We start from the raw sequence: 22718 nt of genomic DNA, 5'->3' as shown, positions 1-22718 counted from the left end.
TCTTTTTGCTATTTTGGCTTTTTTATGTTTGTTAGTTTTTGAAGGAATAGGAGCTCGTTACAACATGATAAAGCAGGATCAACAGCATACTTTCGAATATTTACAATCTTTAAAAGTCATTAACAAAATGACAACTGTTATGTTATATGAAGTAACTCAGCTTATTGGAGATATGAAGCAGATTGTGTGTCAACAGGAGAAAGAACTTTCTAATGTTATACTTCCTATAGCAAATACTCATTCAGATATTATTAATGTTATGAAGCAAACATCAGTCTTGATGAAACTGGAACCTATTGAAAAACAGTTATTTATTAATATGGTTGCATCACTCACGGAGTTAATCTGTGAAATGCTGAAGAATATTGAGAATGCCAAAATTTTTCTGGAGAGAATGGATGCCACTCACTCTTTTAGATTACAATTAAAATATCAATTAGATTATTTAAGTTGCTTACTGACAGAACTTATTATTGTAAATTGAGACATACTGTGGAAAACACAGTATGTTTTTTTATAAGGTGTATTCTTATTGAAAAAGAAATAATCGTTCATACTAGATATTAAATAAAGAAGGAGAGAGGAGTCTAATATAATGGATGATAATGCGATATTAAGCCTTCAAAAGGATATAAGCGGCTATGTTGGTAAGATGTTTCGAGAGAGCTTTGGTAAGGGACCACAATCTGTGTATACTTCAGTAGGGTACACATTTATCACGATTTACTTAAGGAACTTTCTTACCCCCTCTGAGCGTGTTTTGTTGGAACAAGACCAGATCATGACAATCATGCAAATGAGAGATAAACTAATGGATACACTTATTCCTGAACTGAGGGCTTTTATTGAGATATCTACTAGTAAAAAAATTCAGGAAGTTTATTATGACTGGAATTTACACAATAAATCTGGGATGGTTACTTGTGTTAGTTCTGAACCGTTTACACCTAAAGAGGTATTAGTTGAGGAGTATATTGGGAAGGAAAAGGTTGATAATGAAGTTATTCAAATTAGTAAGCAAGCACAGAAGATACCTGAAGAGATCTATTCCTGTGAAATTAATGAAAGAACTCTAGTAATTATACGTAATGGAATTCTTGTGAGAATTGAAAAGGAACTCATTCGACTTGGTCATGGTGATCTTTTAAAACGAGTTAAGCGGAATTTGGAGAAAGGGTATTTGCATAACAACAGCCAATTAGAAGCTACCCTCAATAAACAAATTATCGAAATGTTTGTAGATTGGGATTTTGACTTAGATAAGAGTGTCATTCTTTTTGTGTTAAATCCCACAGATCCAAAAAAACATAGCTACAGACAAGTTGATATTGAATAGAAAAGAGGTGAGGGTGTGGATCAAGAAACTTTAAATATGATTAGTAGCTTTACAAGTAAGTTACTAAGAAAGAATTTTGGCAAGGGGCCACAATCCTGTCAATCAACACTGTGTGGTAAATATTTAGTTACATATATCCGTGGTTTTATTTCACCAATGGAAGAGATCCTTATACAACAAGGACAAAATAATCAGGTTGACAAGGCTAGAACCGTGATCATTAACCATATTATTGAAGAATTAAAGGGAGTAGTAAAGATTACATTTGATCGTGATGTTGAGGAAAGTTATCATGATTGGAATTTTCCCAATAACTCTGGAGTGATTATATTTGTTATGGATGATGAAGTAGAAAAGTGTGCATCAGACCAAAATGTTGATTTCAAGAGGCTAGAAACAGAGGTTGCTCGACTGAGTCAATTGGTGCAAAAAATTCCAGATCAAATTTATGTGTATCCTCTTTCATCTTCTCTTTATTTAATCGAGAGGAAAGGAATTCTTATTCCAATTGAAAAATCACTAATCAAGAAAGGGTTTGCAGAGGAGCTTAAGATTACAAAGGATGAATTAGAGAAAACTTATTTCCATAGATATGGAAAATTTGATAATATATTCAATACTACTATCAAGGATATCTTTATTGATTGGAACTTTAAAGAAGATAAGTCATTTGTTGCTTTTATCTTAGGATCTTAAGGTGTATATAAAAAAGTTCACAAGATTTATGTGAACTTTTTTATGCTTTATTTCATTTCATTAAGCAGTATACGGCTTCTTAGAAGCATTTTGTTCTTTGGAGCTTTTCCTAACGCCTTTAAATTTGATGTTAACTATAGTCCCCTTACCAGGTTCAATTTCAAATTTTAACGTTCCACCCATAGCCTCAATCAATCGGATCGTCACCATTAATCCTAAACCTGTTCCATTTTCTTTTGTTGTGTGATATGGCTTACCGATTCCTTGGAGTTGCTCTACTGTCATTCCTAAGCCGGTATCTATTACTTGAATGGAGATTACCTGGCTTTTTTCACAAAAGATCACAGTAATCTTCACACTTCCACTATCTGTTGCTTCAATTGCATTCTTTACCAAATTTAAGATCGCTTGTTTAAATTTAAACGGATCTACCTTAATGTATAAATCTTTTTCTATTTGGTGTTCGAGTCTAATTCCTTTTATATTAGCATAGGATTGCATAAGGAGAATAATTTCTTTTAGTGACTTACCAACCCTAATTTCCTCAGTTTTCATGTCTTGTTGTGGTTTTGCAAAATTCAAATAATCCGAAATGATTGACTCAGCCCGATCTAGTTCATCAATAGCGGTGTCCATATAATGATGGAGTTCTTTATCAACTTTCACTTTTGTTAGTTGAATAAATCCTCTTACCACTGTTAATGGATTACGTACTTCATGGGCAATTGAGGCTGCAAGCTCACTTACAATATTAAGCTTTTCAGCATCATGAATTTGTTCTGATAGCTTAAGGTTAGATCGTACACTTTCTGTAAGATAAGCGTAGATCATTATACCAATTACATAGGAAGCACCCATTTGTAAGTAAAGATGACTTCCTAGTTGATATAAAAACTCCAACTGATTTAAGTATAGAAAGTGTAATAAAATGGAAGAAATAACTACAAAAAAAGTTAGAATTGAAGTAAAGAGTGTAATAAGAATTTTGCTAACTTTACGTAATTCATGATATTTTTTCTTGATCAAAATAATAAGTATATAAAGTATGAGTGCAACAACTAGTACATTAACTGATGCAAGAAAACCGCCTAATGTAAAACGATATCCTACTAATAACAATCCACAGATAATGGTGGATACTTTCCCCATGTAGAGTGCACAAACAACAAACGGAACCCAACGTAAATCCCATAGGAAGCCGCCGTTTAATTCACCTGAAAGAATAGGGAAATACATACTTAAAATGGACGCAAAACCAAAAACTAGTCCTGCAAAAAGATCAGTTCTTTTTTTAGTAGAATGGGAAAAAATCAATTGATAAAAATAGATTGGTGATAGCACGATCAGCAGGTTGAATAACACCTGACCAATACTACTTGATGATGTTAACAAAGACCTTCACATCCTTATTTTTTTCATTTTTTAATATCGTTTGTCTAGTAGATGGGGAACTCATATTGGTGTTATCTAATGAAATGTTTAAACTGGCTATAAAAAAGAAAAAGCCAAAATAAGAGTAGTGTGTTTTCACTACATCTTACTTTGGCTTTAAATTTTAGCTATTAACTAAAAGGCGTAACCTATATTAAGTTGATATCGGTTCATTTTAAAATAGAACTGGGCATCTCTCCCTGTTCCCAATATTAATAATAAAATTTTTTAACATTTTTTTCAACTGAGAAATGCACAAAGAGATAGATAAGCCAGAAAGCATCTGGTTTATCTATCTCTTCGTTAATTGTTATAATTTCTTAGTCAAGAATAACAATTTTCACTGTCTTTCGGCCCCATTGCAATGCTTTTGCACTTGATGGCATGAGAACATCAATTTTATGACCTATAATCGCACCACCTGTGTCACCAGCGATTGCAACACCATATCCTTCAACCCACACTTTTGAACCAAGTGGGATAACGCCTGGGTCTACAGCAATTAATTTCATGTTTGGATTCTTCTTTATGTTATATCCTAAATAAGTAACATCGTTTTTAGTATCTTCATGGCTATAAGCTGTTGCGGAAACATACATTTCTTTTCCGGAAACAGTAGAAGTGTCTTTGTTATTTGTTGGAGGAGCAACAGTTTGCTGAGCTTGTGCTTCTTCTTGAGCTTTTTTCGCCTTTGCTAATTCAACAGCTCTTGCTTTAGCAGCGGCTTGCTCTTTTTCTAACTTATCTGAAATAGAGGTAATTTGTGATTGTATAGTTGATTTTTCTTTTTCAGCGAGATTAATTTCTTCTGAAAGCTTTTGATATTTTTCCTGCATAACAGCTAATGCTTCGTTTCTTTTTACACGGTTTTCTTCTAGTTCAGCTTTCTTAGCTTCAAGATCACTTTGTTGTGTATGAAGAAGTTGTTGTTGACGATCAATTTCTTTTTTATCTTCTTCAATCTGCTTTAAATCAGCTTCTTGTTGATCTATTATTTTTTGATCTGCGTCTAGTAAAGTGGCAACTGCACCAACTCGTTCAAAGAAATTACCAATGCTTTCTGAATTAATGAGGGTTTCAATCACAACTGTCGTTCGGTCACTATGTTGAAGAGCGACTAAACGCTTTTCCATAATTCCTTCACGAGCATATACTTTATCAAGTAAAAGCACTATTTCCTCTTTTTTCTGTGCAATTATTTTCTGAGTTTCTGATATTTTTGCTTCTACTTCAGCTAAACTTTTCTCGTTAGTAGAAATCTGATTTTCTAAGACTTGTACGTTTTCTTGAATGTCTTTTACTTCTTCATTTATCGCTTGTTGCTCTTTTTCTTTTTGAAGAATGGTTTGTTGACTCTGCTCTAGCTGTTCATTGGCACGATCTAAAGATGCCTTTGTTGATTCTGCGTTTGCCACGTAAGAAATAGGTAAGGATAATAAAAGGATACCAATTGTGGCAATAGTTTGCTTAAAAGCTCGCATATAGCAACCCCTTTCTCGTCTATCTAGTTATAACATAGAAAAAGATTTCGTAGGTTACAATTAGATTAAAAGTTTAGGTAATTACTTCCACTCAATCTAGTATTATCCTAATTTTTAATTTGGAAGTGGCTATGTGGAGGGGATGAAGACCAAAACCGTATAGGGAAATAAGGGAAATGATCTTCATAAGGGGGATGAAGACCAAAGCGGCAAAGGAAAAAGAGGGAAGTGGTCTTCACCAAAGAAAGAACATGAAACATGTCCTTCAATAGAGAACAAAAAAGAAGAACATTCGGGATGTTCTTCTTTTTTAGGTCTTGAAGTATTAATTATTGTTGCTGCCATTCTTGTAATTTACGATCTGAGGGGAGCAAGAAAGCTAAAATACCTAATACAGGTAGTAAAGCCACTCCAATCATTGTTGTTGTTAATCCTAATTTATCAATAATTGCGCCTAAAGCAACTGATCCAATTGCTCCCATACCAAATGCTAACCCAACAGTTAAACCTGACATTGTTCCGATTTTCCCAGGAACAAGTTCTTGAGCATACACAACGGTAACTGAGAAGCTTGACATTAAGATAATTCCGATGCAACCAAGCAGGATCAGAGAAGCAGTAGGACCAACAAATGGTAGCAATAATGTAAACGGCACTGTAGCTAGTAAAGAAACAAGGATCACATTACGTTTACCGAAGCGGTCTGCTAGTGGACCACCAAGAAATGTTCCAACTGCACCCATCACAAGGAAAGTAAAAATGTATAGCTGTGAGGTAGCAATCGTTAAGTCGTATTTTTCAATGGCGTAAAAGGCGTAGAAGTTAGAGATAGCACTTCCATACCAAGAACGAGCAAAAATGATGAAAATAATGATAATGAGAGCATTACGAATTGCCTTTGATAATGATTTACTTTTATGTTCTACTTGTTGCTTCGCTTTTCTTTCAGCGTTCATAATTGATAGCTTAGTAGAATACCATTTTGCAATATAGATTAGAAAGCATACGGCTAGAGCAGCAACAACTGTAAACCAAATAGCGCCAAACTGACCTAATGGGACTAGAATTAATGCTGTAATAACTGGTGCAAGTGCCTGACCGCTATTTCCACCAACCTGGTAGATAGATTGAGCCAATCCTCTGCGATTTCCGGCTGCCATATAAGCAACCCTCGAACCTTCAGGATGAAAAATAGCTGAACCGAGACCTATAAAAATAACAGATAGAAGGATTGTGATAAACGAAGGAGCAAAAGCTAATCCAAGAACACCGAGCATACTACTTGTCAGTCCAATCGGTAATGCATAGGGCATTGGGCGTTTATCTGTATAAAATCCTACAACTGGCTGCATAACAGACGATACCATATTTAATGAAAAAGCAATAAGACCTAGTTGAGTAAATGTAAGCCCCATCGATTTCTCCAAAATGGGGAACATTGCCGGAATAACCGATTGAATACTATCATTTAGAAGATGGCAGAGACCAATGATAAATAAAATGTTATAAACAGTTCCTGTATCACTTTGATAAGAAGCAGGCTTTTTGGGAATCGAAGCAGTAGACATGATTTTTTCTCCCTTACATAAATTGTTTCGAAGTACGAAAAGACTCTAATAGTCATATTATTGTCATCACTTGGAAAAAATTCAAGGGAAAAATAAAAGGGCACTTCAAATTTTTGAAGTACCCAATAAAAAGGTGGTTTATGATTTACCAAGCACCCATTTGCTTTTCATGAACATGGCATATGCTATAAAGAATGTTAAACAAATGAATGCTGCTGAGCTTCCAGCTACTAATAATATGCTTGTTGTATCATAAATACCGTAGATTAACTGTTTAATTAATGCGTAGATATTGAGAAATGGAATAAGAAAATGCATGGTTGATAATTCATTAGCTGAGACACCAATTAAGATGAAGTATGGAACCATCGCCAGAGTTGTAATCGGTGAGATATAATTTTGTGCTTCTTTTAAGTTGTTTGCCATTAAGCTGATTAGCATTTGTAAACTTGAGATTAATAATGCAAAGAAGATAATACCGACTAATAAGCTGATTGTAAAAAATCCTATATTTTCATCCAATTGTAATGCATCAGCAAGTTTTTCTGTAAAAACATTCACCCCAATAATGAAGGTAATGACAGAGAAAATTCCACTCACCATACTTAATGTGCTTATGGCTAGCCATTTACCAATGATAATATGAAGACGATTAACTGGAGTCATTAGTAAAGCTTCCATTGTTTTACGTTCTTTCTCTCCTGCAAATAAATCGTTTGCTGCGGGTAGTCCTCCCATTAAAACGGCTAATACGATAATGAGTTGAGCAAAGATTGAGATTAAATACAGTGACGTATCATCTCCTTCACTCATGCTTTTGATGTTGATTTTAAAAGGCTCTAAAGAAGTTGGATCAATATTACTCTCAACTAGATATTGCTGAATATACTCTTGTTGTTTTAATGCTAGCGTATTTGCAATTAAATCCTGGGTGCTTCCCCCTTTTGTGCTAGTTGGATCAGCTTGAACAATTACTTCAGGCATTTCATTGTTTTCTAACTTCAGACTGAAATTTTCATCGGCAGAAACTGCAACTAATGCTTCGCCCTCTTCTACTAAGTGAACAGGGTCATCTGTAGACACGATTTCGATTTCGTCTAATTCCTCCAGCCAATCCAAAACGAGTTTATCTGTATTCTGCTCCACTGCAACGTTTACTTGTTCAACAGAATCATCCATAATGATCTTTTCCATAAAAAACAATAATCCAATGTTAAATAATATAGGTAACATAACGCTGAGCATAATGGTTTTACGATCTCTTATAGAATCTTTCAGTTCTTTTATAAAAACATGCCAAGTCATTATTCATTCCCCCTAATAATCCGAGACATAAAGATATAGTTTAAATCATCACTTTCTTCTTGCTTGTATAGGTCCTCGGTAGATCCGTTATATATCATTTCTCCTTTATGAATCATAATAATAGATTGGCAAAGCTGTTTTACCTCTTCCATAATGTGACTAGAGAAAATAATTGTTTTCCCCTCACGTCTAAGCTGATGAATGAGCTCTCGAAACATATTTGCTGAGGTAATATCTAATCCTGTTGTGGGTTCGTCTAATAAAATGATCTCTGGGTTGTGAATAAGGGTTCTAGCTATCGTTACTTTTTGACGCATGCCTTTTGAAAATCCTCCAACCTTTCGATCCATATATTCCTTCATGCCAAATCTAACCGCGAGTTGATTGATTCGATTTTCTGTTTCATTTTTACTTAACCCGTACAGCTTTGCGAAATAAACAAGATTTTCACGGGCTGATAAGCGATCATACAATCCGGTCTCACTGCCGAATAGAACACCAATCCTTCCTTTGATTTTCATAGGTTCCTTATAAATATCAATTCCATCAATCATGATGCTACCCTCTGTTGGCTCTAGAATTGTCGATATCATCCTTAGAAGAGTGGTTTTTCCTGCACCGTTTTCCCCAAGTAAACCAACAACATCTCCTTTACGAATCTCACATGTAATATTATTTACTGCTTGGATGGTTTTCTTTTTATCTTTAAAGGATCTTGAAACGTGATTTATATTAATCATCCTTTTTCCTCCTTGATTCCCTTGATCTATTACAATCATAAGAGCATAGCATATTAAAAACATCCAACATGTCGTGAAACTTCCTTTTTTTGTCGTGAAAACGCCAATTCCTTTCATGAACATGTTAAAATATTGGTAAAAAATTCTACGGAAGAGTGCGAAAGATGATAAGAGTTGGTTTAGTTGATGACCAAAAATATGATTTAGAGAAACTGCAGATAACGCTTTCGAAAGAGGCTAATATTGATATTGTCTTTTCTACGAATAACTCAGAGGAAGCCTATAAATTAATTAAAAGTGCGGATATTGATTTACTTATTACTGACATTGAGATGCCAGAATTATCAGGATATGAATTAGCTGATTTTATACATAGCTATGCAATGGACATAAAGGTGATATTTGTAACTGGTCATAGTGGATATGCGGTTCATGCTTTTGAATTAGATGTTTTGGATTATATTATGAAGCCATTTTCTAAAGATAGATTGCTTAGAGGAATTAATCGATTAGAAAAGAAAAAGGAAGTAAGCGATAAAACAAAATTGGTGCTAAAGAATAAATCCGAAATCTATTTCATTGATAAAAAAGGGATTATTTATATTGAAAGGACGGGTAGATCGACAACAATTTATACACTTGAAGGGGAGTTTTCTACCTATCAAACATTAAATGATTTGGAAGAAGAGCTAGCGGGTTCACATTTTGTTCGTTCGCACAGGGGGTTTATTATTAATATTCATTATGTGAAAAACTTCTCGTTATACACAAAGAACTCTTATACTGTTCATTTTCAAAAAACTAAGAATACAGCTATTATTACAAAATCAAGTCTAGATAAGCTTCAGGATCAATTTTATAACTAGGGGTAAGCTGGTGAATTCTATTTTATATATCATCTTCATATGCAGTATGTATTTAATGGCATATTTTAAACTACTCATAGATCAACATCAACTAGTGGTGATGCTTTTGGTGGGGATTCATGTTGCCATTATCATATTACATCGTAAAGAAATGATAATGATTTCTTCATCTTTATCAACTTTATCTTTCAAAAAAACTAGTTTCTTTTTAGTGCTTCAAGCAATATTTTTAGCAGTTATCGTAACAACAATACAGGAAAGTTCCCAAATCATTTCTTTAATTGGAATGTTTGTTTGTGAAATAGTTAGGCTAAGAAAGCTGCCGCTAGAAGTAAAAGAACAACATGAGGTTCAACAGTTGTCTAAGAAGTTGGAAGAGATGAATGAACATTTTTTAACGGTAAGATCACAACGACATGATTTTCTAAAGCATGTTAGTACATTAGAATTTCTAATAGAACATGAAACGAATCACAAAGCCAAGGAATACTTTCGTTTATTGCTTGGTGAATATAATATGGTCAACCAGGCAATAAAAGGAGAAGAATCTCATATCTCTTCCATTCTATTAAAATATAAAAAGTTAGCTGAACAAACAGGAACAGGTATTGAATATAGCTTTAATGTACCAGTCTCGTCACTGCCTATGAAGCCAATTCATCAGTCCGCCCTTGCTGTAAAAACAGAAATTCATGGCGGCATTTATATTCTTGAAATCATAAACAATGCTATATTTACCGGTAAAAACGAAATAGATTATTTGTTTGAAAAGTTCGGTGCAACTTCAAAGGGGAAAGGTCATCAAGGTTTAGGTACCTTTATCATCTCTAATTTAGTAAAGTCATATAATGGACGATTATCTTTTCAATATATTGAAAATACAATAAATATAAAGATAAAAATTCCACTTATAGTTAAAGGCTGATTCGAAAGATGAGTCAGCCTTTTGTAAGGTTATTTATTTTAATTAACTTCTCAACCATCCATTTAATGCTGATTGCTAAAAGGATATAAATAGGAAATGAGTAAAAATGGGACCAACTTATCTGTAGATAAATTCCTAATAATATAGCTATCGGTTCAAAAATAAATGAAAAGATAGCAGATAGGATGATGGAGGCGAAAATATATGATCTCCATTTTGTGAAAAATTGATAAAGTAACATAAAATAAATGGAAATCATTAGATCGATACATAAAATCCTTGGGCCCCAAGGTAGAATCATTTTAGGATATTCCCAAACTTGCAGCTCCCCTCCGAGAGTGTCCAAAAAGGTTACGATATTTAATGTGATAAATCCAAACAAAAGAATCGTCAACAGTCTGCTTTTGTCTAGTAAACGAATCCATACAATAAACAAAATAACGAACGTAATAATAAGGAACCACCATTGATAGCTAAAAATAATATCATCTCGCCAATATTCCCAACGAATTTTTGATAATTTCGCTTGAGTTTCCATAATATCAATTAGGCTCGGATTCATCGCATACCTCACAATGTAAAATGTTGTTACTTATTATGGGTATTTTATTAAATATTATGAGTGTATGTTGAAAGAATGGGATTTCAAGTAAGTAAAGTTTCTATAGTCGTCATATTATTGTTTTTCATGTAATCTAGATTCAATGTCAAGTTATCGCATGCGCATTTAAACATACTTAACGAAAGTGATTATTATTCTAATAAATAGTAGTGGAGAAACATAAGATGATACGAAGCATAGTGCTTGGTATCCAAAACGTTCATTTGTAGACTATATACTTAGTGTAAGTTACTTTATTGTATCTCTTACTATTACCTGGGGGCCCTATTTAGAATGTTAAAATTAAGATCATTTCTACATCCATACAAAATACCGATGGTGGTTGCATTGCTATTAATGTTAACTGAATTGGCAGTGGAACTATTACAACCTTTATTAATGGCAAAAATTATTGATGATGGAATACTAAAAGAGAACTATTCGATCGTTACTTTTTGGGGCGCAGTGATGTTGGGTTTGTCTCTCCTCGCATTTGCTTCAGGTATTATTAATTCTTTCTATGCTGCACATGTTAGTCAGGGCTTTGGTTTTGAAATAAGAAAACAATTATTTACAAAGGTTCAATCCTTTACCTTTGAGAAACTAAGTAAGTTTCCTGCATCATCTCTTATTACAAGAATGACCAATGACATTACCCAGCTACAAAATACGCTGTTTATGGGTCTTCGAATTATGTTAAGAGCCCCGCTTCTTGTTATTGGCTCAGTTATCATGTCATTTTTTGTGAATGCTGCTTTAGCAACAGTGTTTGCGTTTGTTATTCCTGTTGTTATCATTCTTCTTATTTGGATTATGAAAAAAGGTAGTGGTTTATTCAAAAAGGTTCAAGCGAAATTAGATGCAGTGAATGACGTATTAAGAGAAAATCTGATGGGGATGAGGTTAATTAAGGCTTATGTACGTAGAGGTCATGAAATTGAACGCTTTACAAAAGCCACTAATTCATTAAGGAATTCAACAACAAAAACATTGCGAATGATTGAAATGGCAATGCCGATCTTGCTTCTTATTATGAATATCGGCATTATCTACATTCTGTGGAATGGTCAAGTACAGGTTGCAAATGGAAATATTCAGGTAGGTGAAGTGGTTGCAATTGTCAACTATGGTCTAAGAACAACAGCAGCTTTATCAATGTTTTCCTTTATTGTTATGTTTCTTTCACGCTCTCGTGCTTCGGCTTCACGTGTGATGGAGGTTTTAGAAACAGATGGATCGGAAGAGTCTGTGGGGGAACAGGTATTACTCCAAGACGGAAGTATCAAATTTAATAATGTTACATTTGTTTATCCTGGAACTAGTGAAAGAGTATTAAAAGATATTTCTTTTCATGTGAAAGCAGGTGACACAGTTGCTGTAATGGGTGGCACAGGATCAGGGAAGTCATCTCTTTTTCAGTTAATTCCAAGACTATATGGAGTTAACTCGGGAAAGATCTTAATTGACGATGTTTCAGTTGAGAGCATGAACATCGAGTATTTGCGGAATCAAATAGGTTTAGTTCCTCAGGAAGCCGTGTTATTCTCTGGATCAATAAAGGACAATATTGCGTGGGGGAAGGAGCATGCTTCAAATGAAGAGATCATTGAAGCGGCAAAAGCAGCGCAAATTCACGAAACGATTATAAAGCTTCCTAATCAGTATGAAACAAAAATAGGACAAAAAGGGGTTAATCTTTCAGGTGGACAAAAGCAAAGATTGTCTGTTGCAAGAGCCTTTGTCCGCAGACCGAAAATACTCTTGTTAGATGATAGCACTAGTGCTCTTGATGTCAAAACAGAAAAGAAATTACTGAATGCATTAAAAAACTATACATGCACGACGTTACTTATTACTCAAAAAATTAGCACAGCACAAGAGTCAGATCACATTTTATTGTTGGATGAAGGGAAGGTAGTAGCTTATGGACAACATCATAGGTTATTAGAAACATCCCTTCTCTATCAAAAAATCTATCAATCTCAAATGATGGAGGGGGTGTCCAATGTTAAAGCATCTAACTAGCCCGTTTAAGTATGAAAGAATTTCTATGGACAACCGAAATCAGCTAAAGAAAAAACAAAAAGTAGGGTTTAAAGAGGGGCTGCAAACGGTCCTTAGGATTTGGAGGTATTTATCCGAAAAAAAAGGTCAGTTTTTCCTTGTGCTGGTTATGGTTATTTTAAGCTCAGGCTTAGGATTGTTAGGGCCATATTTAATTGGAAAAACAATTGATGAACATATTGTTACATTAGCGACCGATGGCTTGGCTTTCATGGTTATTGGGCTGATAGCCGTCTTTATATTCCATTCAATATCATTATTCTTACAAAATTATTGGATGATTGGTATTTCGCAATATACAGTAAATAAAATGAGGTTTAATTTGTTTAATCATCTACATTTCCTTCCTATTTCATTTTTTGATAAAAGACAGCATGGAGAACTAATGAGCCGTGTGACAAATGATATTGAAAATGTCAGCTCAACCTTAAATAGCTCAGTTATTCAAATCTTTTCAAGTATATTGACCTTAATCGGTACAGTGACAGTTATGTTATGGCTAAGCCCTTTATTAACCCTTATTACTTTAATGATTATCCCTCTTATGATTATCGGTATGAAGTGGATTACTAGACGTACCGGGAGTCTTTTTAAACAGCAACAACAACGTTTAGGTGAACTCAACGGTTATATTGAGGAAGTAATATCGGGGCAGAAAATGATTAAAGCCTATTCGCAAGAACAAAAGGTGATTGAAAGCTTTATTGACAAAAGTAATAACTTAAGAAAATCAGGGTTTTGGGCTCAAACGATTTCAGGTTTTATTCCTAAGGTTATGAATATGCTGAATAACCTTAGCTTTGCTATCATTGCAGGGATTGGGGGGCTATTTGCTCTTAATGGAATGATTACAATAGGTACGATTGTAATTTTTGCGGAATACGCAAGACAATTCACTCGCCCGCTAAATGACTTAGCAAATCAATTTAATACGTTGTTATCGGCAATAGCTGGAGCTGAAAGAGTGTTTGATATTCTAGATGAAGAAAGAGAAAAGGATGTAAGCTCTCCAATGGCTATTACCGAATTAAATGGAGAGGTTCGTTTTAAAGACGTTTGCTTTTCTTACGAACAAGGAGATGATAAGCAAACGATAGAGGGTGTAGATTTCCTAGCACGACCTGGTGAAACCGTTGCTTTAGTAGGTCCAACAGGTGCTGGGAAGACAACTGTTATTAATTTAATATCTCGTTTTTATGATGCTGATCAAGGTTCAATTTACATTGATGGAAAAAATATAAACAGAATAAGCAGGGACAGCTTACGAAATCAAATGGCCTTCGTGCTGCAGGATACCTTTCTTTTTAAAGGCACAATTTTAGATAACATTAGGTATGGAAGAATGAATGCATCTGATGAGGAAGTTATCGAAGCAGCAAAGCTTGCAAATGCAGAATCATTTATTCATAAGCTACCTGAGCAATATCATTCACTCATTCAACATGATGGAAATGGAATTAGTCATGGTCAGAAACAGCTACTGGCTATCGCTAGAGCAATGCTTGCGGACCCTAAGATTTTAATTCTAGATGAAGCGACGAGCAGTATTGATACGATCACAGAACTAAGAATTCAAGAGGCATTATCGAGATTGATGAAGGGAAGAACAACCTTTGTCATTGCTCATCGATTAAATACGATCAAGATGGCTGATCAAATTATTGTTTTAAAAGATGGAAAAATCATTGAAAAAGGAACACATAAACAATTACTTGAAGAACGAGGATTTTACTTTGATATGCAATGTCAAAGTGAAATGCTTCAATATGAATCTTAATGGGATGTATTGCAGAACCTTCTTACTTAATTAAGAAGGTTTTTTCTTTTGACTGTTGTTGACACTAGGAAATATTTACACAAAATCAATACTCTATTTACAAAAATATACATTATCTTTAAACCAACTTTATAATTCGTTGATACTATAAAGCTGTGAAGGACAAGTGAATAGATTAGGTTGTGAAAATGAGAAACCATAAAAAGAAATAGGAGAATTACGTTATCGTAACCCCTGTGTTTTTTTATGGTTTCTTTATTTTACTATTCAACCTTCAAGTTAATTATGAAGGAGTGGGTAGGATGGACATGCTACAGGAATTTGCAAAAAGATTGAAAGAAGATCAGGTTATTGCATCTATTAAAGATCCCAAAAGCTTGGATCAGTTTTTAAACACAAATATACAATCAGCCTTTTTATTAACAGGAAACATTAGTGTGATTAAAAGATATGTTGACTTACTAAAGAAAAACAATAGATTTGTGTTTTTGCATATAGAAAAAATCCCGGGCATCAGTTATGACCGTGAAGGATTGAAATTTATAGCAAAGTATGTAAAGCCAACTGGAATTATAACAACGAAAAGCTCGCTTATCCAATTAGCAAAAAAAGAAGGTTTGTTAACAATTCAAAGGCTCTTTTTAGTTGATACAGATGCAGTGAAAAACGGCTTACAAACAGTCAACGATATTCAACCAGATGCTCTTGAGATTATGCCTGCGCTTATTCCAGATATGATTAGCAAGTTAAGAAGAGAAACAAATCTTCCTATTATTACAGGTGGACTTATTCAAAATCAATTACAAATTGAAGCGGCATTAGAGAGTGGAGCTGTAGCTGTTTCGACTGGGAGACCTTGGCTTTGGAAGACCTGTAAAGAGGAAAAGCATCGTATATAAATACATGAGGAGGTTTACGGAATGAAGCGTGTACAGTTAAAAAAAGTGACAAAGTCCTATGATGGGAAATCTGATGTGATAAAAGAAATTGATGTCACAATTGAACCAGGTGAATTTTTTGTATTAGTAGGTCCTTCTGGATGTGGAAAAAGCACAATGCTTCGAATGATTGCTGGGCTTGAGGGTATATCAAAAGGAGAATTATTTATTGGTGATATCCTTTCCAATCAACTACCACCAAGTCAGCGGAATCTATCAATGGTGTTTCAAAACTATGCATTATATCCACATCTAAGTGTTGAACAAAACATTACCTTTGGCTTACATACAAAGAAAATCTCAAAATCAGAGCAAAAGAAACGATGCCTAGAGACTGCTGAAATGTTGGGGTTGTCCGAATTGTTAGATCGTAAACCGAGACAATTGTCAGGTGGTCAACGACAAAGGGTAGCATTAGCACGTGCGATTGTTACACATGCACCGATTTGTTTAATGGACGAGCCTTTATCTAATTTAGATGCAAAGCTAAGAGCAAAAATGAGATCTGAAATCAGGCAGATTCAAAGAAAACTAGGTATTACGATGGTCTATGTTACACATGATCAAACGGAAGCAATGACAATGGCTGACCGTATGATGATTTTGCATAACGGTAAAATACAGCAAATTGGCCGACCTATTGATATCTATAATAGCCCTGCGAATACATTTGTAGCATCTTTCATCGGAGCACCTCCGATGAATCTCTCAGTAGTATCAGTAAGAGATAATCGTTTACTTCTTGATGATAACCGTTCAATTTTACTAGCTAATGAGGTTGCTAGTCTTCTGCCTAAAGATAAGAAGCTAATGGTAGGAGTCCGTTCTGAGGCTGTAAAGCTTGCTAAAGAAGGTAAGATGAGCTTTTTCGCTGAGGCTGTAAATGTGGAGGTGCTTGGTACAGAAACTCTCATTACATTTGAGGTTGGTCATAAACAGTGGATTGCAAAATGGAACGGACAATGGAACGTTGATATCGGGGAAAGAATTCCGTTATACGTTACACCTTCAGAAATTTATATGTTTGATGCTGACAGTGGGGAGTGTTTATGGCATCAATCTAATAGATTTGATCAACACACTCTTAAGGAGGCAGTTTTATGAGTAGCTTGCCTGATGTTTCATCACCTTCGCTTGATATACAAACAAGTTCAAAAGTCAAAAAAAGAGAGGTACCCAACTTTTTAATAGGATTACTTTATCTGGCACCATCTATTATTCTGTTTGGATTATTTCTTTTTTATCCAATGTTACGCACGTTATATTTAAGCTTTTTTTTAACAGATGGACAAGGAGTGCCGATTACGTTTGTTGGCTTTGAAAACTTCACTTATCTTTTACAGTCTAAGAGTTTTCAGCAAAGTCTAAAAGCAACAATACTATTTGTCTTGTACACAGTTCCTTTAGGAGTGGTGATTGCATTATTTTTAGCAGTTATTGCAAATGAAAAGGTGAAGGGAATAGGCTTTTTTCGAACGATATATTCGTCCACGATGGGAATGAGTGTCGCGGCTTCTTCGGTTATTTGGATGTTTATGTATAACCCTGCAATAGGAATATTAAATAAGTTGGTCACAGCTGTTGGTGGATCGGAAATTCAATGGTTATTAGACCCGAAGTTTGCTCTGTTCTCTGTTGCGATATCAACAATTTGGATGAATACAGGATTTGCTTTTCTTATTTTGTTAGGAGGATTGCAAAATATTGATGATTATTTGTACGAGAATGCTGAGATAGCAGGAGTGAGCTATTGGTATAAACTCAGGAAAATTACAATCCCGATGTTATCTCCGACACTATTCTTTATTATTACAGTTTCCTTAATCAATGCATTTCAAACCTTTGGACAGATCGATATTTTAACAAAGGGAGGACCAGTGGAGTCGACAAATGTCATTGTCTATTCCATCTATAAAGATGCATTTGTAAACTATAATGTTGGGTCTGCAAGCGCTCAAGCAACAATTCTTTTCTTCTGTATCTTATTTATTACCATTCTTCAATTTAAGCTTGGGGAACGGAAGGTGCATTATCAATGAGGAGTTTTAAAAAGATTGTATTATATACGCTGTTAATTGTCTCAGTTATTTTTATGGTGTTTCCAATTTTTTATGCATTCATGATCAGTTTTATGCAAGGAGGAGAGGTGCTCAAAGGTAATCTAATCCCTAATAGTCTTACCTTAGAAAACTATAAATCCGCTTTTGAAAAGGTCCCGCTACTTCAATATCTATGGAATAGTTTTTATGTGTCAACCGTTGTTATGGTAGGTCAATTAATAGTGTCTAGCTTGGCAGCATTTGCCTTTGTATTTATATCCTTTAAAGGAAGAGAACTTATTTTCTTCTTATTTATTTCAACGATGATGATTCCTTGGGAAGCAACAATGGTTCCGAATTTCATGACGATTCAAAAGCTTGGATGGCTGAATTCCTATTCTAGTCTTACCATTCCATTTTTCGCATTAGCCTTCGGAACGTTTTTGTTAAGACAACAATTTAAAACAATCCCTAAGGAATTGTATGAAGCTTCACAGGTTGCTGGAATAAGTCATTTTCGCTTCTTTTGGAACGTTGTTTTACCAGTTTCAAAAACAAGCTTAATAACATTAGGAATCTATAGCTTTTTAACAACCTGGAATATGTACCTATGGCCGTTGCTTGTAACAAACAACGAAAGTGTTCGAACGGTACAAATTGGTTTAAAACAGCTGCAATCACAAGAAATTTCTACCGAATGGGGGGTGGTGATGGCGGCAGTCGTTGTAGTTATTCTTCCTACACTCATTTTATTGTTTATCGGTCAAAGACGTCTTCAAAGTGGACTTACACAAGGCGCAATTAAGTAATGCAAAAATAAGGAGGACTCATTCATGAAGAAAAAATTATTAATTATTCTATCTGCTTTGTTTTTATTGTTATTAGGAGCTTGTTCAAGTTCAAACACGAATTCTTCAGGTGCAAAATCAGAAGCTGAAGGTACGAAAGGGACAGACACAGAGGAAACTGCAGGAAAACAAGAAGTAGTTTTTTGGCACGCAATGAGTGGTGATCTTGAAACAGTATTAAACAATATTGTATCTGATTTTAATGAATCTCAAGATAATATTGAAGTTAAACCGGTTTTCCAAGGTACATATGAAGAGGCACTAACAAAGTTCAACACTGTTGCTGGTACAGCAGATGCTCCAACAATTATGCAGACATTTGAAGTTGGAACGAAGTATATGATTGATAGTGGTCACGTTCAGCCTGTACAAAAATTTATTGATGAGGATAATTATGACACATCACAATGGGAGAAAAACATTTCAAATTACTATACAGTTGATGGTGAGCAATATTCAATGCCGTTCAATTCATCAACACCTGTATTAATTTATAATAAAGATGCGTTTAAAGAAGCTGGATTAGATCCTGAGAAAGCTCCGATGACATACAGTGAGCTAAAAGATGCTGGGAAAAAATTAACAATATCAGATGGCGGAGAAACAAGTCAGTATGGATTCTCTATTTTAAATTATGGTTGGTTCTTTGAAGAGATGCTAGCAGAACAGGGTGGTCATTACGTTGATAATGAAAACGGTCGTTCTGGAAATGCAACAAAGGCTACTTTTAATGATGAATTAGGATTAAATGTATTTAACTTAATTTCAGATATGTATAACGAAGGAACATTTTATAATGTAGGACAAAACTGGGATGATATGCGTGCAGCATTTCAATCAGGTAAAATGACGATGTATTTAGATTCCTCAGCTGGTGTGAAAACAATTGTAGATAATGCTGATTTTGAAGTTGGCGTTTCATATCTTCCAATTCCCGATGATGCTGAAAGAAATGGTGTCATTATTGGTGGAGCATCAGTTTGGATGTCAAGTGGTATTGATGAAGCAAAGCAAAAGGCTGCTTGGGAATTCATGAAATATTTAACTACTCCTGAAGTTCAAGCGGATTGGCATGTGAAAACAGGTTACTTCGCAATCAATCCTGCTGCATATGAACAGGACGTTGTAAAACAGGAATGGGAAAAATACCCACAACTTAAAGTGACAGTTGATCAATTACGCGATACAAAGGCTAACACAGCTACACAAGGAGCGCTGATTTCTGTATTCCCTGAATCAAGACAAAAAGTTGTTACAGCAATGGAGAACTTATATCAAGGAATGGATCCCAAGGAAGCTCTTGATCAAGCAGCTGAAGAAACGAATCGTGCATTAGAGGTTGCGAATAAAAAGCAAGGAAACTAATGAGCTTTAGGCATTTTGAAGTGAGAGTAGATTGTTATTTACCACATCTACTTTGACCCTTGAAGGATATTCTCTTCAAAGGGTCTTTTTGTTTTAGAGATAACTAAAGTATAGGAGAGCCGATATGAGTAATAATGTAGAAATTTTTGCACACCGTGGTTTAAGTGGGTTTTATCCGGAAAATACAATGGCGGCATTTAAAGCGGCAGTTGAAGTAGGGGCACATGGTATTGAATTAGATGTGCAAATGTCAAAGGAGGGAGAGCTTGTCGTAATCCATGATGAAAAATTAGAACGAACAACAAATGGAGTAGGATATGTAAAGGATTTAACATTAAATCAATTAAAACAATACGATGCAGGAAGCTGGTTTCATGCTGACTTCGAAAATGAAAAGATTCCTACACTAAATGAAGTGTTAGAGTGGGTGAAATTACTTCCAAAGAAGCTAATTGTTAACATAGAATTGAAAAATGATAGAATTGAATATGAAAATCTTGAGAAAAAGGTATTACGTTTAATTTATGAGCTAAATCTCCAGCAACAATGTATCTTATCTTCGTTTAATAGAGATAGCTTAAAAAAGATATATGAGCTTGATCATAATATAGAAACAGCTCTACTATTTCAAGGTGTACCAACGGACGTGTTAAATTTGGCAAAAAATCTTCATGTTCAAGCTCTTCATAGTGAAGCGGTATTTGCGCAATCCATTTTAGGAAGAAAAGCGAATCTAGCAGGTTATCCAATTAGGGTCTTTACAATAAATACGTTAGTGGATTTTAATTCGCTAAAGAATACAAATACTTCTGTTGTTATGACTGATTTCCCTCAGTTGTTTCTCTAATTCATGGGTAGGGTATTCTTGTAGTTTATTACTATTGTGAGTAATTTATTACAAAAATATAATTATTTTTATCTTTATGGAAAGAAAAGTAAAATTATTATTTTTATATATCTATTTACTCGGTCATTCTCAATAGTTTATTGAGAATTACATATGTTAAACTAGTTGATGGGTTTTTTGAACATGCTATTTTAATAGTGTTTATAATTGAATATTCTCTTACTTAACTTAATGTTGGAATTCATAGTGTTTTAAATTATTTTATTATAATAAAATAAAATGTGAGATTACCTAACATTGCTATTGTGTTATATAGAGATATTGATTATAATTTTAAAAGATAGAAAATTCAGCTTTTTATAAAAAAGGGGGTTTGTTTATGGAGGGATTTGTTTCTGCCTTAAACAGTGTCTTGTGGAGCACACCAGTAATTTATATTTTACTAGGTGTGGGATTGTTGTTTTCCATTTTAACTCGTTTTCTACAGGTAAGACACATTAAGGAAATGATTAAGCTTATGTTTCAAGGTAAAAGCTCAGAAGCTGGGGTATCCTCATTCCAGGCACTTGCAATCGCACTTTCTGGACGTGTAGGAACAGGAAATATTGCTGGGGTAGCTACAGCAATTGCTTTTGGTGGTCCTGGAGCAGTATTTTGGATGTGGGCAATTGCTTTTATCGGAGCTTCTAGTGCTTTTATTGAGTCAACACTAGCTCAGATTTACAAAGTGAAACAAGATGGTCAATACCGTGGGGGTCCTGCCTATTTCATTGAAAAAGGAATTGGCTGGAAATGGTTTGCTGTTCTTTTTGCATTTGCAGCATTAATTGCAATGGCGATTTTAATGCCGGGTGTACAATCTAACTCAATCGCACTTGGTATGGAAAATGCATTTGGAATTCCTAAAGCAGTTACTGGTCTTGCAGTTGTTGTACTTCTAGCTGTTATTATCTTCGGTGGAGTTAAAAGAATTGCCACTGCAGCTCAATTAATTGTGCCATTTATGGCAATTGGTTATATCGTTTTATCACTTATTATCATTCTTATGAATATTACAGAGTTACCTGCAGTTATTTCTCTTATTTTCCGAAGCGCATTTGCGTTAGATTCTGCTTTTGGTGGACTAATTGGTATGGCAATTTCTTGGGGAGTAAAACGTGGTATTTACTCTAATGAAGCTGGTCAAGGTACTGGTCCTCACATGGCAGCTGCTGCAGAGGTTTCACACCCTGCTAAGCAAGGTTTAGTTCAAGCTTTTTCTGTATATATTGACACGTTATTTGTATGTTCAGCAACAGCATTTATGATTTTATTCACTGGTATGTATAATACAGAAGCTCCTGATGGTTCATTTATCGTTAACAATCTTGAAGGAGTTGAAGCGGGTCCTGGTTATACTCAAGCAGCAATTGATAGTGTTATTCCAGGATTTGGTGCAGGATTTGTAGCGATTGCATTATTCTTCTTTGCTTTTACAACGATCATGGCTTACTACTATATTGCTGAAACAAATATTGCTTACCTTATTCGTGGTAAGAGTGGTAAAATTCCAATGCTACTTTTAAAAGTTATTCTTTTAGGAGCAACATTCTACGGAGCTGTTAAAACGGCAGGTTTAGCATGGGCACTAGGTGATGTTGGATTAGGAATTATGGTATGGCTAAACGTTATTGCTATATTAATTCTTGCCAAACCGGCATTACTAGCTCTTAAAGATTATGAGCAACAGAAAAAACAAGGAAAAGACCCTGTCTTTGATCCGAAAGCATTAGGAATCAAAAATGCTGATTATTGGGAAACTGAGTACAAGAAGGATCAAGATCAAGCGTCGTGAGGAAAAGGCTAACCATTTGGTTAGCCTTTTTTGGTGCCTGGTGTATTAGATAATAAT

General features: G+C 34.7%; 20 protein-coding genes. 14 read left to right on the top strand and 6 right to left on the bottom strand.

The window, feature by feature from the left end; translation table 11 throughout:
* From COD11_RS15365 to COD11_RS15355, 3 genes are all read left to right on the top strand, one after another.
* On the top strand, nucleotides 1–484 hold a 484-nt coding region (locus COD11_RS15365), incomplete at its 5' end, for a hypothetical protein (protein ID WP_218012740.1).
* Between the two features lie 111 nt (nucleotides 485–595).
* A complete protein-coding gene (locus COD11_RS15360) occupies nucleotides 596–1336 on the top strand; it encodes a Na-translocating system protein MpsC family protein (RefSeq protein ID WP_098797784.1) in 741 nt (246 codons plus the stop codon).
* A 15-nt stretch (nucleotides 1337–1351) separates the two neighbouring features.
* A complete protein-coding gene (locus tag COD11_RS15355; RefSeq protein ID WP_255301630.1) occupies nucleotides 1352–2032 on the top strand; it encodes a Na-translocating system protein MpsC family protein in 681 nt (226 codons plus the stop codon).
* Between the two features lie 60 nt (nucleotides 2033–2092).
* Here the strand turns inward: COD11_RS15355 and COD11_RS15350 are convergent, their stop codons facing one another.
* The 5 genes from COD11_RS15350 to COD11_RS15330 form a co-directional block, all read right to left on the bottom strand.
* Nucleotides 2093–3424, bottom strand: coding sequence for a sensor histidine kinase (locus COD11_RS15350; RefSeq protein ID WP_098797783.1), 1332 nt, complete (start codon nucleotides 3422–3424; stop codon nucleotides 2093–2095).
* A gap of 359 nt (nucleotides 3425–3783) precedes the next feature.
* Nucleotides 3784–4944 (bottom strand): 3D domain-containing protein, encoded by a 1161-nt coding sequence (locus COD11_RS15345; RefSeq protein WP_098797782.1) that lies wholly within the window; start codon nucleotides 4942–4944, stop codon nucleotides 3784–3786.
* Nucleotides 4945–5273: 329 nt separating this feature from the next.
* Entirely contained in the window at nucleotides 5274–6512 is a 1239-nt protein-coding gene (locus tag COD11_RS15340; RefSeq protein WP_098797781.1) for an MFS transporter, read from the bottom strand.
* A 138-nt stretch (nucleotides 6513–6650) separates the two neighbouring features.
* Nucleotides 6651–7817: an ABC transporter permease gene (locus tag COD11_RS15335; RefSeq protein WP_098797780.1), complete on the bottom strand. Its 1167-nt coding sequence runs from the start codon at nucleotides 7815–7817 to the stop codon at nucleotides 6651–6653.
* A complete protein-coding gene (locus tag COD11_RS15330) occupies nucleotides 7817–8557 on the bottom strand; it encodes an ATP-binding cassette domain-containing protein (RefSeq protein ID WP_098797779.1) in 741 nt (246 codons plus the stop codon). Before COD11_RS15330 ends, COD11_RS15335 begins: the two co-directional genes overlap by 1 nt.
* Nucleotides 8558–8721: 164 nt before the next feature.
* Here COD11_RS15330 and COD11_RS15325 point away from each other — a divergent pair, with 164 nt between their 5' ends.
* Together COD11_RS15325 and COD11_RS15320 are read left to right on the top strand one after the other, a co-directional pair.
* On the top strand, nucleotides 8722–9423 hold the full coding sequence (locus COD11_RS15325) for a LytR/AlgR family response regulator transcription factor (RefSeq protein WP_098797778.1): 702 nt from the start codon (nucleotides 8722–8724) through the stop codon (nucleotides 9421–9423).
* Between the two features lie 10 nt (nucleotides 9424–9433).
* A complete protein-coding gene (locus COD11_RS15320) occupies nucleotides 9434–10348 on the top strand; it encodes a GHKL domain-containing protein (RefSeq protein ID WP_141549693.1) in 915 nt (304 codons plus the stop codon).
* A 13-nt stretch (nucleotides 10349–10361) separates the two neighbouring features.
* On the opposite strand, the gene COD11_RS15315 is transcribed toward COD11_RS15320, so the two are convergent.
* Nucleotides 10362–10910 carry a CBO0543 family protein gene (locus COD11_RS15315; protein WP_098797776.1) on the bottom strand — a complete coding sequence of 183 codons (549 nt, stop codon included), beginning with the start codon at nucleotides 10908–10910 and terminating at the stop codon, nucleotides 10362–10364.
* A 333-nt stretch (nucleotides 10911–11243) separates the two neighbouring features.
* Here COD11_RS15315 and COD11_RS15310 point away from each other — a divergent pair, with 333 nt between their 5' ends.
* The 9 genes from COD11_RS15310 (at nucleotide 11244) to COD11_RS15270 (ending at nucleotide 22661) form a co-directional block, all read left to right on the top strand.
* On the top strand, nucleotides 11244–12974 hold the full coding sequence (locus tag COD11_RS15310) for an ABC transporter ATP-binding protein (RefSeq protein ID WP_098797775.1): 1731 nt from the start codon (nucleotides 11244–11246) through the stop codon (nucleotides 12972–12974).
* The gene (locus tag COD11_RS15305) at nucleotides 12955–14790 is read left to right on the top strand and encodes an ABC transporter ATP-binding protein (protein WP_098797774.1); all 1836 of its coding nucleotides are present in this window, start codon (nucleotides 12955–12957) and stop codon (nucleotides 14788–14790) included. Before COD11_RS15310 ends, COD11_RS15305 begins: the two co-directional genes overlap by 20 nt.
* Before the next feature lie 302 nt (nucleotides 14791–15092).
* A complete protein-coding gene (locus COD11_RS15300; RefSeq protein ID WP_098797773.1) occupies nucleotides 15093–15689 on the top strand; it encodes a glycerol-3-phosphate responsive antiterminator in 597 nt (198 codons plus the stop codon).
* Between the two features lie 21 nt (nucleotides 15690–15710).
* Nucleotides 15711–16832, top strand: a complete 1122-nt coding sequence (locus tag COD11_RS15295) for an ABC transporter ATP-binding protein (RefSeq protein WP_098797772.1) — start codon at nucleotides 15711–15713, stop codon at nucleotides 16830–16832.
* Nucleotides 16829–17767 carry a carbohydrate ABC transporter permease gene (locus COD11_RS15290; RefSeq protein ID WP_098797771.1) on the top strand — a complete coding sequence of 313 codons (939 nt, stop codon included), beginning with the start codon at nucleotides 16829–16831 and terminating at the stop codon, nucleotides 17765–17767. The genes COD11_RS15295 and COD11_RS15290 overlap by 4 nt, the downstream gene beginning before the upstream one ends.
* Complete coding sequence (locus COD11_RS15285; RefSeq protein ID WP_098797770.1) at nucleotides 17764–18576, top strand: carbohydrate ABC transporter permease; 813 nt, start codon at nucleotides 17764–17766, stop codon at nucleotides 18574–18576. Before COD11_RS15290 ends, COD11_RS15285 begins: the two co-directional genes overlap by 4 nt.
* A gap of 24 nt (nucleotides 18577–18600) precedes the next feature.
* Nucleotides 18601–19980 (top strand): ABC transporter substrate-binding protein, encoded by a 1380-nt coding sequence (locus COD11_RS15280; RefSeq protein ID WP_098797769.1) that lies wholly within the window; start codon nucleotides 18601–18603, stop codon nucleotides 19978–19980.
* 124 nt (nucleotides 19981–20104) lie between these two features.
* On the top strand, nucleotides 20105–20827 hold the full coding sequence (locus COD11_RS15275; RefSeq protein WP_098797768.1) for a glycerophosphodiester phosphodiesterase: 723 nt from the start codon (nucleotides 20105–20107) through the stop codon (nucleotides 20825–20827).
* 379 nt (nucleotides 20828–21206) lie between these two features.
* A complete protein-coding gene (locus COD11_RS15270) occupies nucleotides 21207–22661 on the top strand; it encodes an alanine/glycine:cation symporter family protein (protein ID WP_098797767.1) in 1455 nt (484 codons plus the stop codon).
* Nucleotides 22662–22718 lie beyond the last annotated feature (57 nt).

The sequence above is a fragment of the Bacillus sp. AFS040349 genome (genome assembly GCF_002577655.1).
In the GTDB taxonomy this organism is placed as follows: domain Bacteria; phylum Bacillota; class Bacilli; order Bacillales; family Bacillaceae; genus Metabacillus.
This window is presented reverse-complemented; position numbering and strand designations above follow the sequence as displayed.

Bases quoted from the DNA above. Each gene is read 5' to 3' on its own strand.
- COD11_RS15360 (WP_098797784.1), top strand. From the start codon at position 596: ATGGATGATAATGCGATATTAAGCCTTCAAAAGGATATAAGCGGCTAT.
- COD11_RS15345 (WP_098797782.1), bottom strand. From the start codon at position 4,944: ATGCGAGCTTTTAAGCAAACTATTGCCACAATTGGTATCCTTTTATTA.
- COD11_RS15340 (WP_098797781.1), bottom strand. From the start codon at position 6,512: ATGTCTACTGCTTCGATTCCCAAAAAGCCTGCTTCTTATCAAAGTGAT.
- COD11_RS15335 (WP_098797780.1), bottom strand. From the start codon at position 7,817: ATGACTTGGCATGTTTTTATAAAAGAACTGAAAGATTCTATAAGAGAT.
- COD11_RS15330 (WP_098797779.1), bottom strand. From the start codon at position 8,557: ATGATTAATATAAATCACGTTTCAAGATCCTTTAAAGATAAAAAGAAA.
- COD11_RS15325 (WP_098797778.1), top strand. From the start codon at position 8,722: ATGATAAGAGTTGGTTTAGTTGATGACCAAAAATATGATTTAGAGAAA.
- COD11_RS15315 (WP_098797776.1), bottom strand. From the start codon at position 10,910: ATGAATCCGAGCCTAATTGATATTATGGAAACTCAAGCGAAATTATCA.
- COD11_RS15310 (WP_098797775.1), top strand. From the start codon at position 11,244: ATGTTAAAATTAAGATCATTTCTACATCCATACAAAATACCGATGGTG.
- COD11_RS15305 (WP_098797774.1), top strand. From the start codon at position 12,955: ATGTTAAAGCATCTAACTAGCCCGTTTAAGTATGAAAGAATTTCTATG.
- COD11_RS15300 (WP_098797773.1), top strand. From the start codon at position 15,093: ATGGACATGCTACAGGAATTTGCAAAAAGATTGAAAGAAGATCAGGTT.
- COD11_RS15295 (WP_098797772.1), top strand. From the start codon at position 15,711: ATGAAGCGTGTACAGTTAAAAAAAGTGACAAAGTCCTATGATGGGAAA.
- COD11_RS15290 (WP_098797771.1), top strand. From the start codon at position 16,829: ATGAGTAGCTTGCCTGATGTTTCATCACCTTCGCTTGATATACAAACA.
- COD11_RS15285 (WP_098797770.1), top strand. From the start codon at position 17,764: ATGAGGAGTTTTAAAAAGATTGTATTATATACGCTGTTAATTGTCTCA.
- COD11_RS15280 (WP_098797769.1), top strand. From the start codon at position 18,601: ATGAAGAAAAAATTATTAATTATTCTATCTGCTTTGTTTTTATTGTTA.
- COD11_RS15275 (WP_098797768.1), top strand. From the start codon at position 20,105: ATGAGTAATAATGTAGAAATTTTTGCACACCGTGGTTTAAGTGGGTTT.
- COD11_RS15270 (WP_098797767.1), top strand. From the start codon at position 21,207: ATGGAGGGATTTGTTTCTGCCTTAAACAGTGTCTTGTGGAGCACACCA.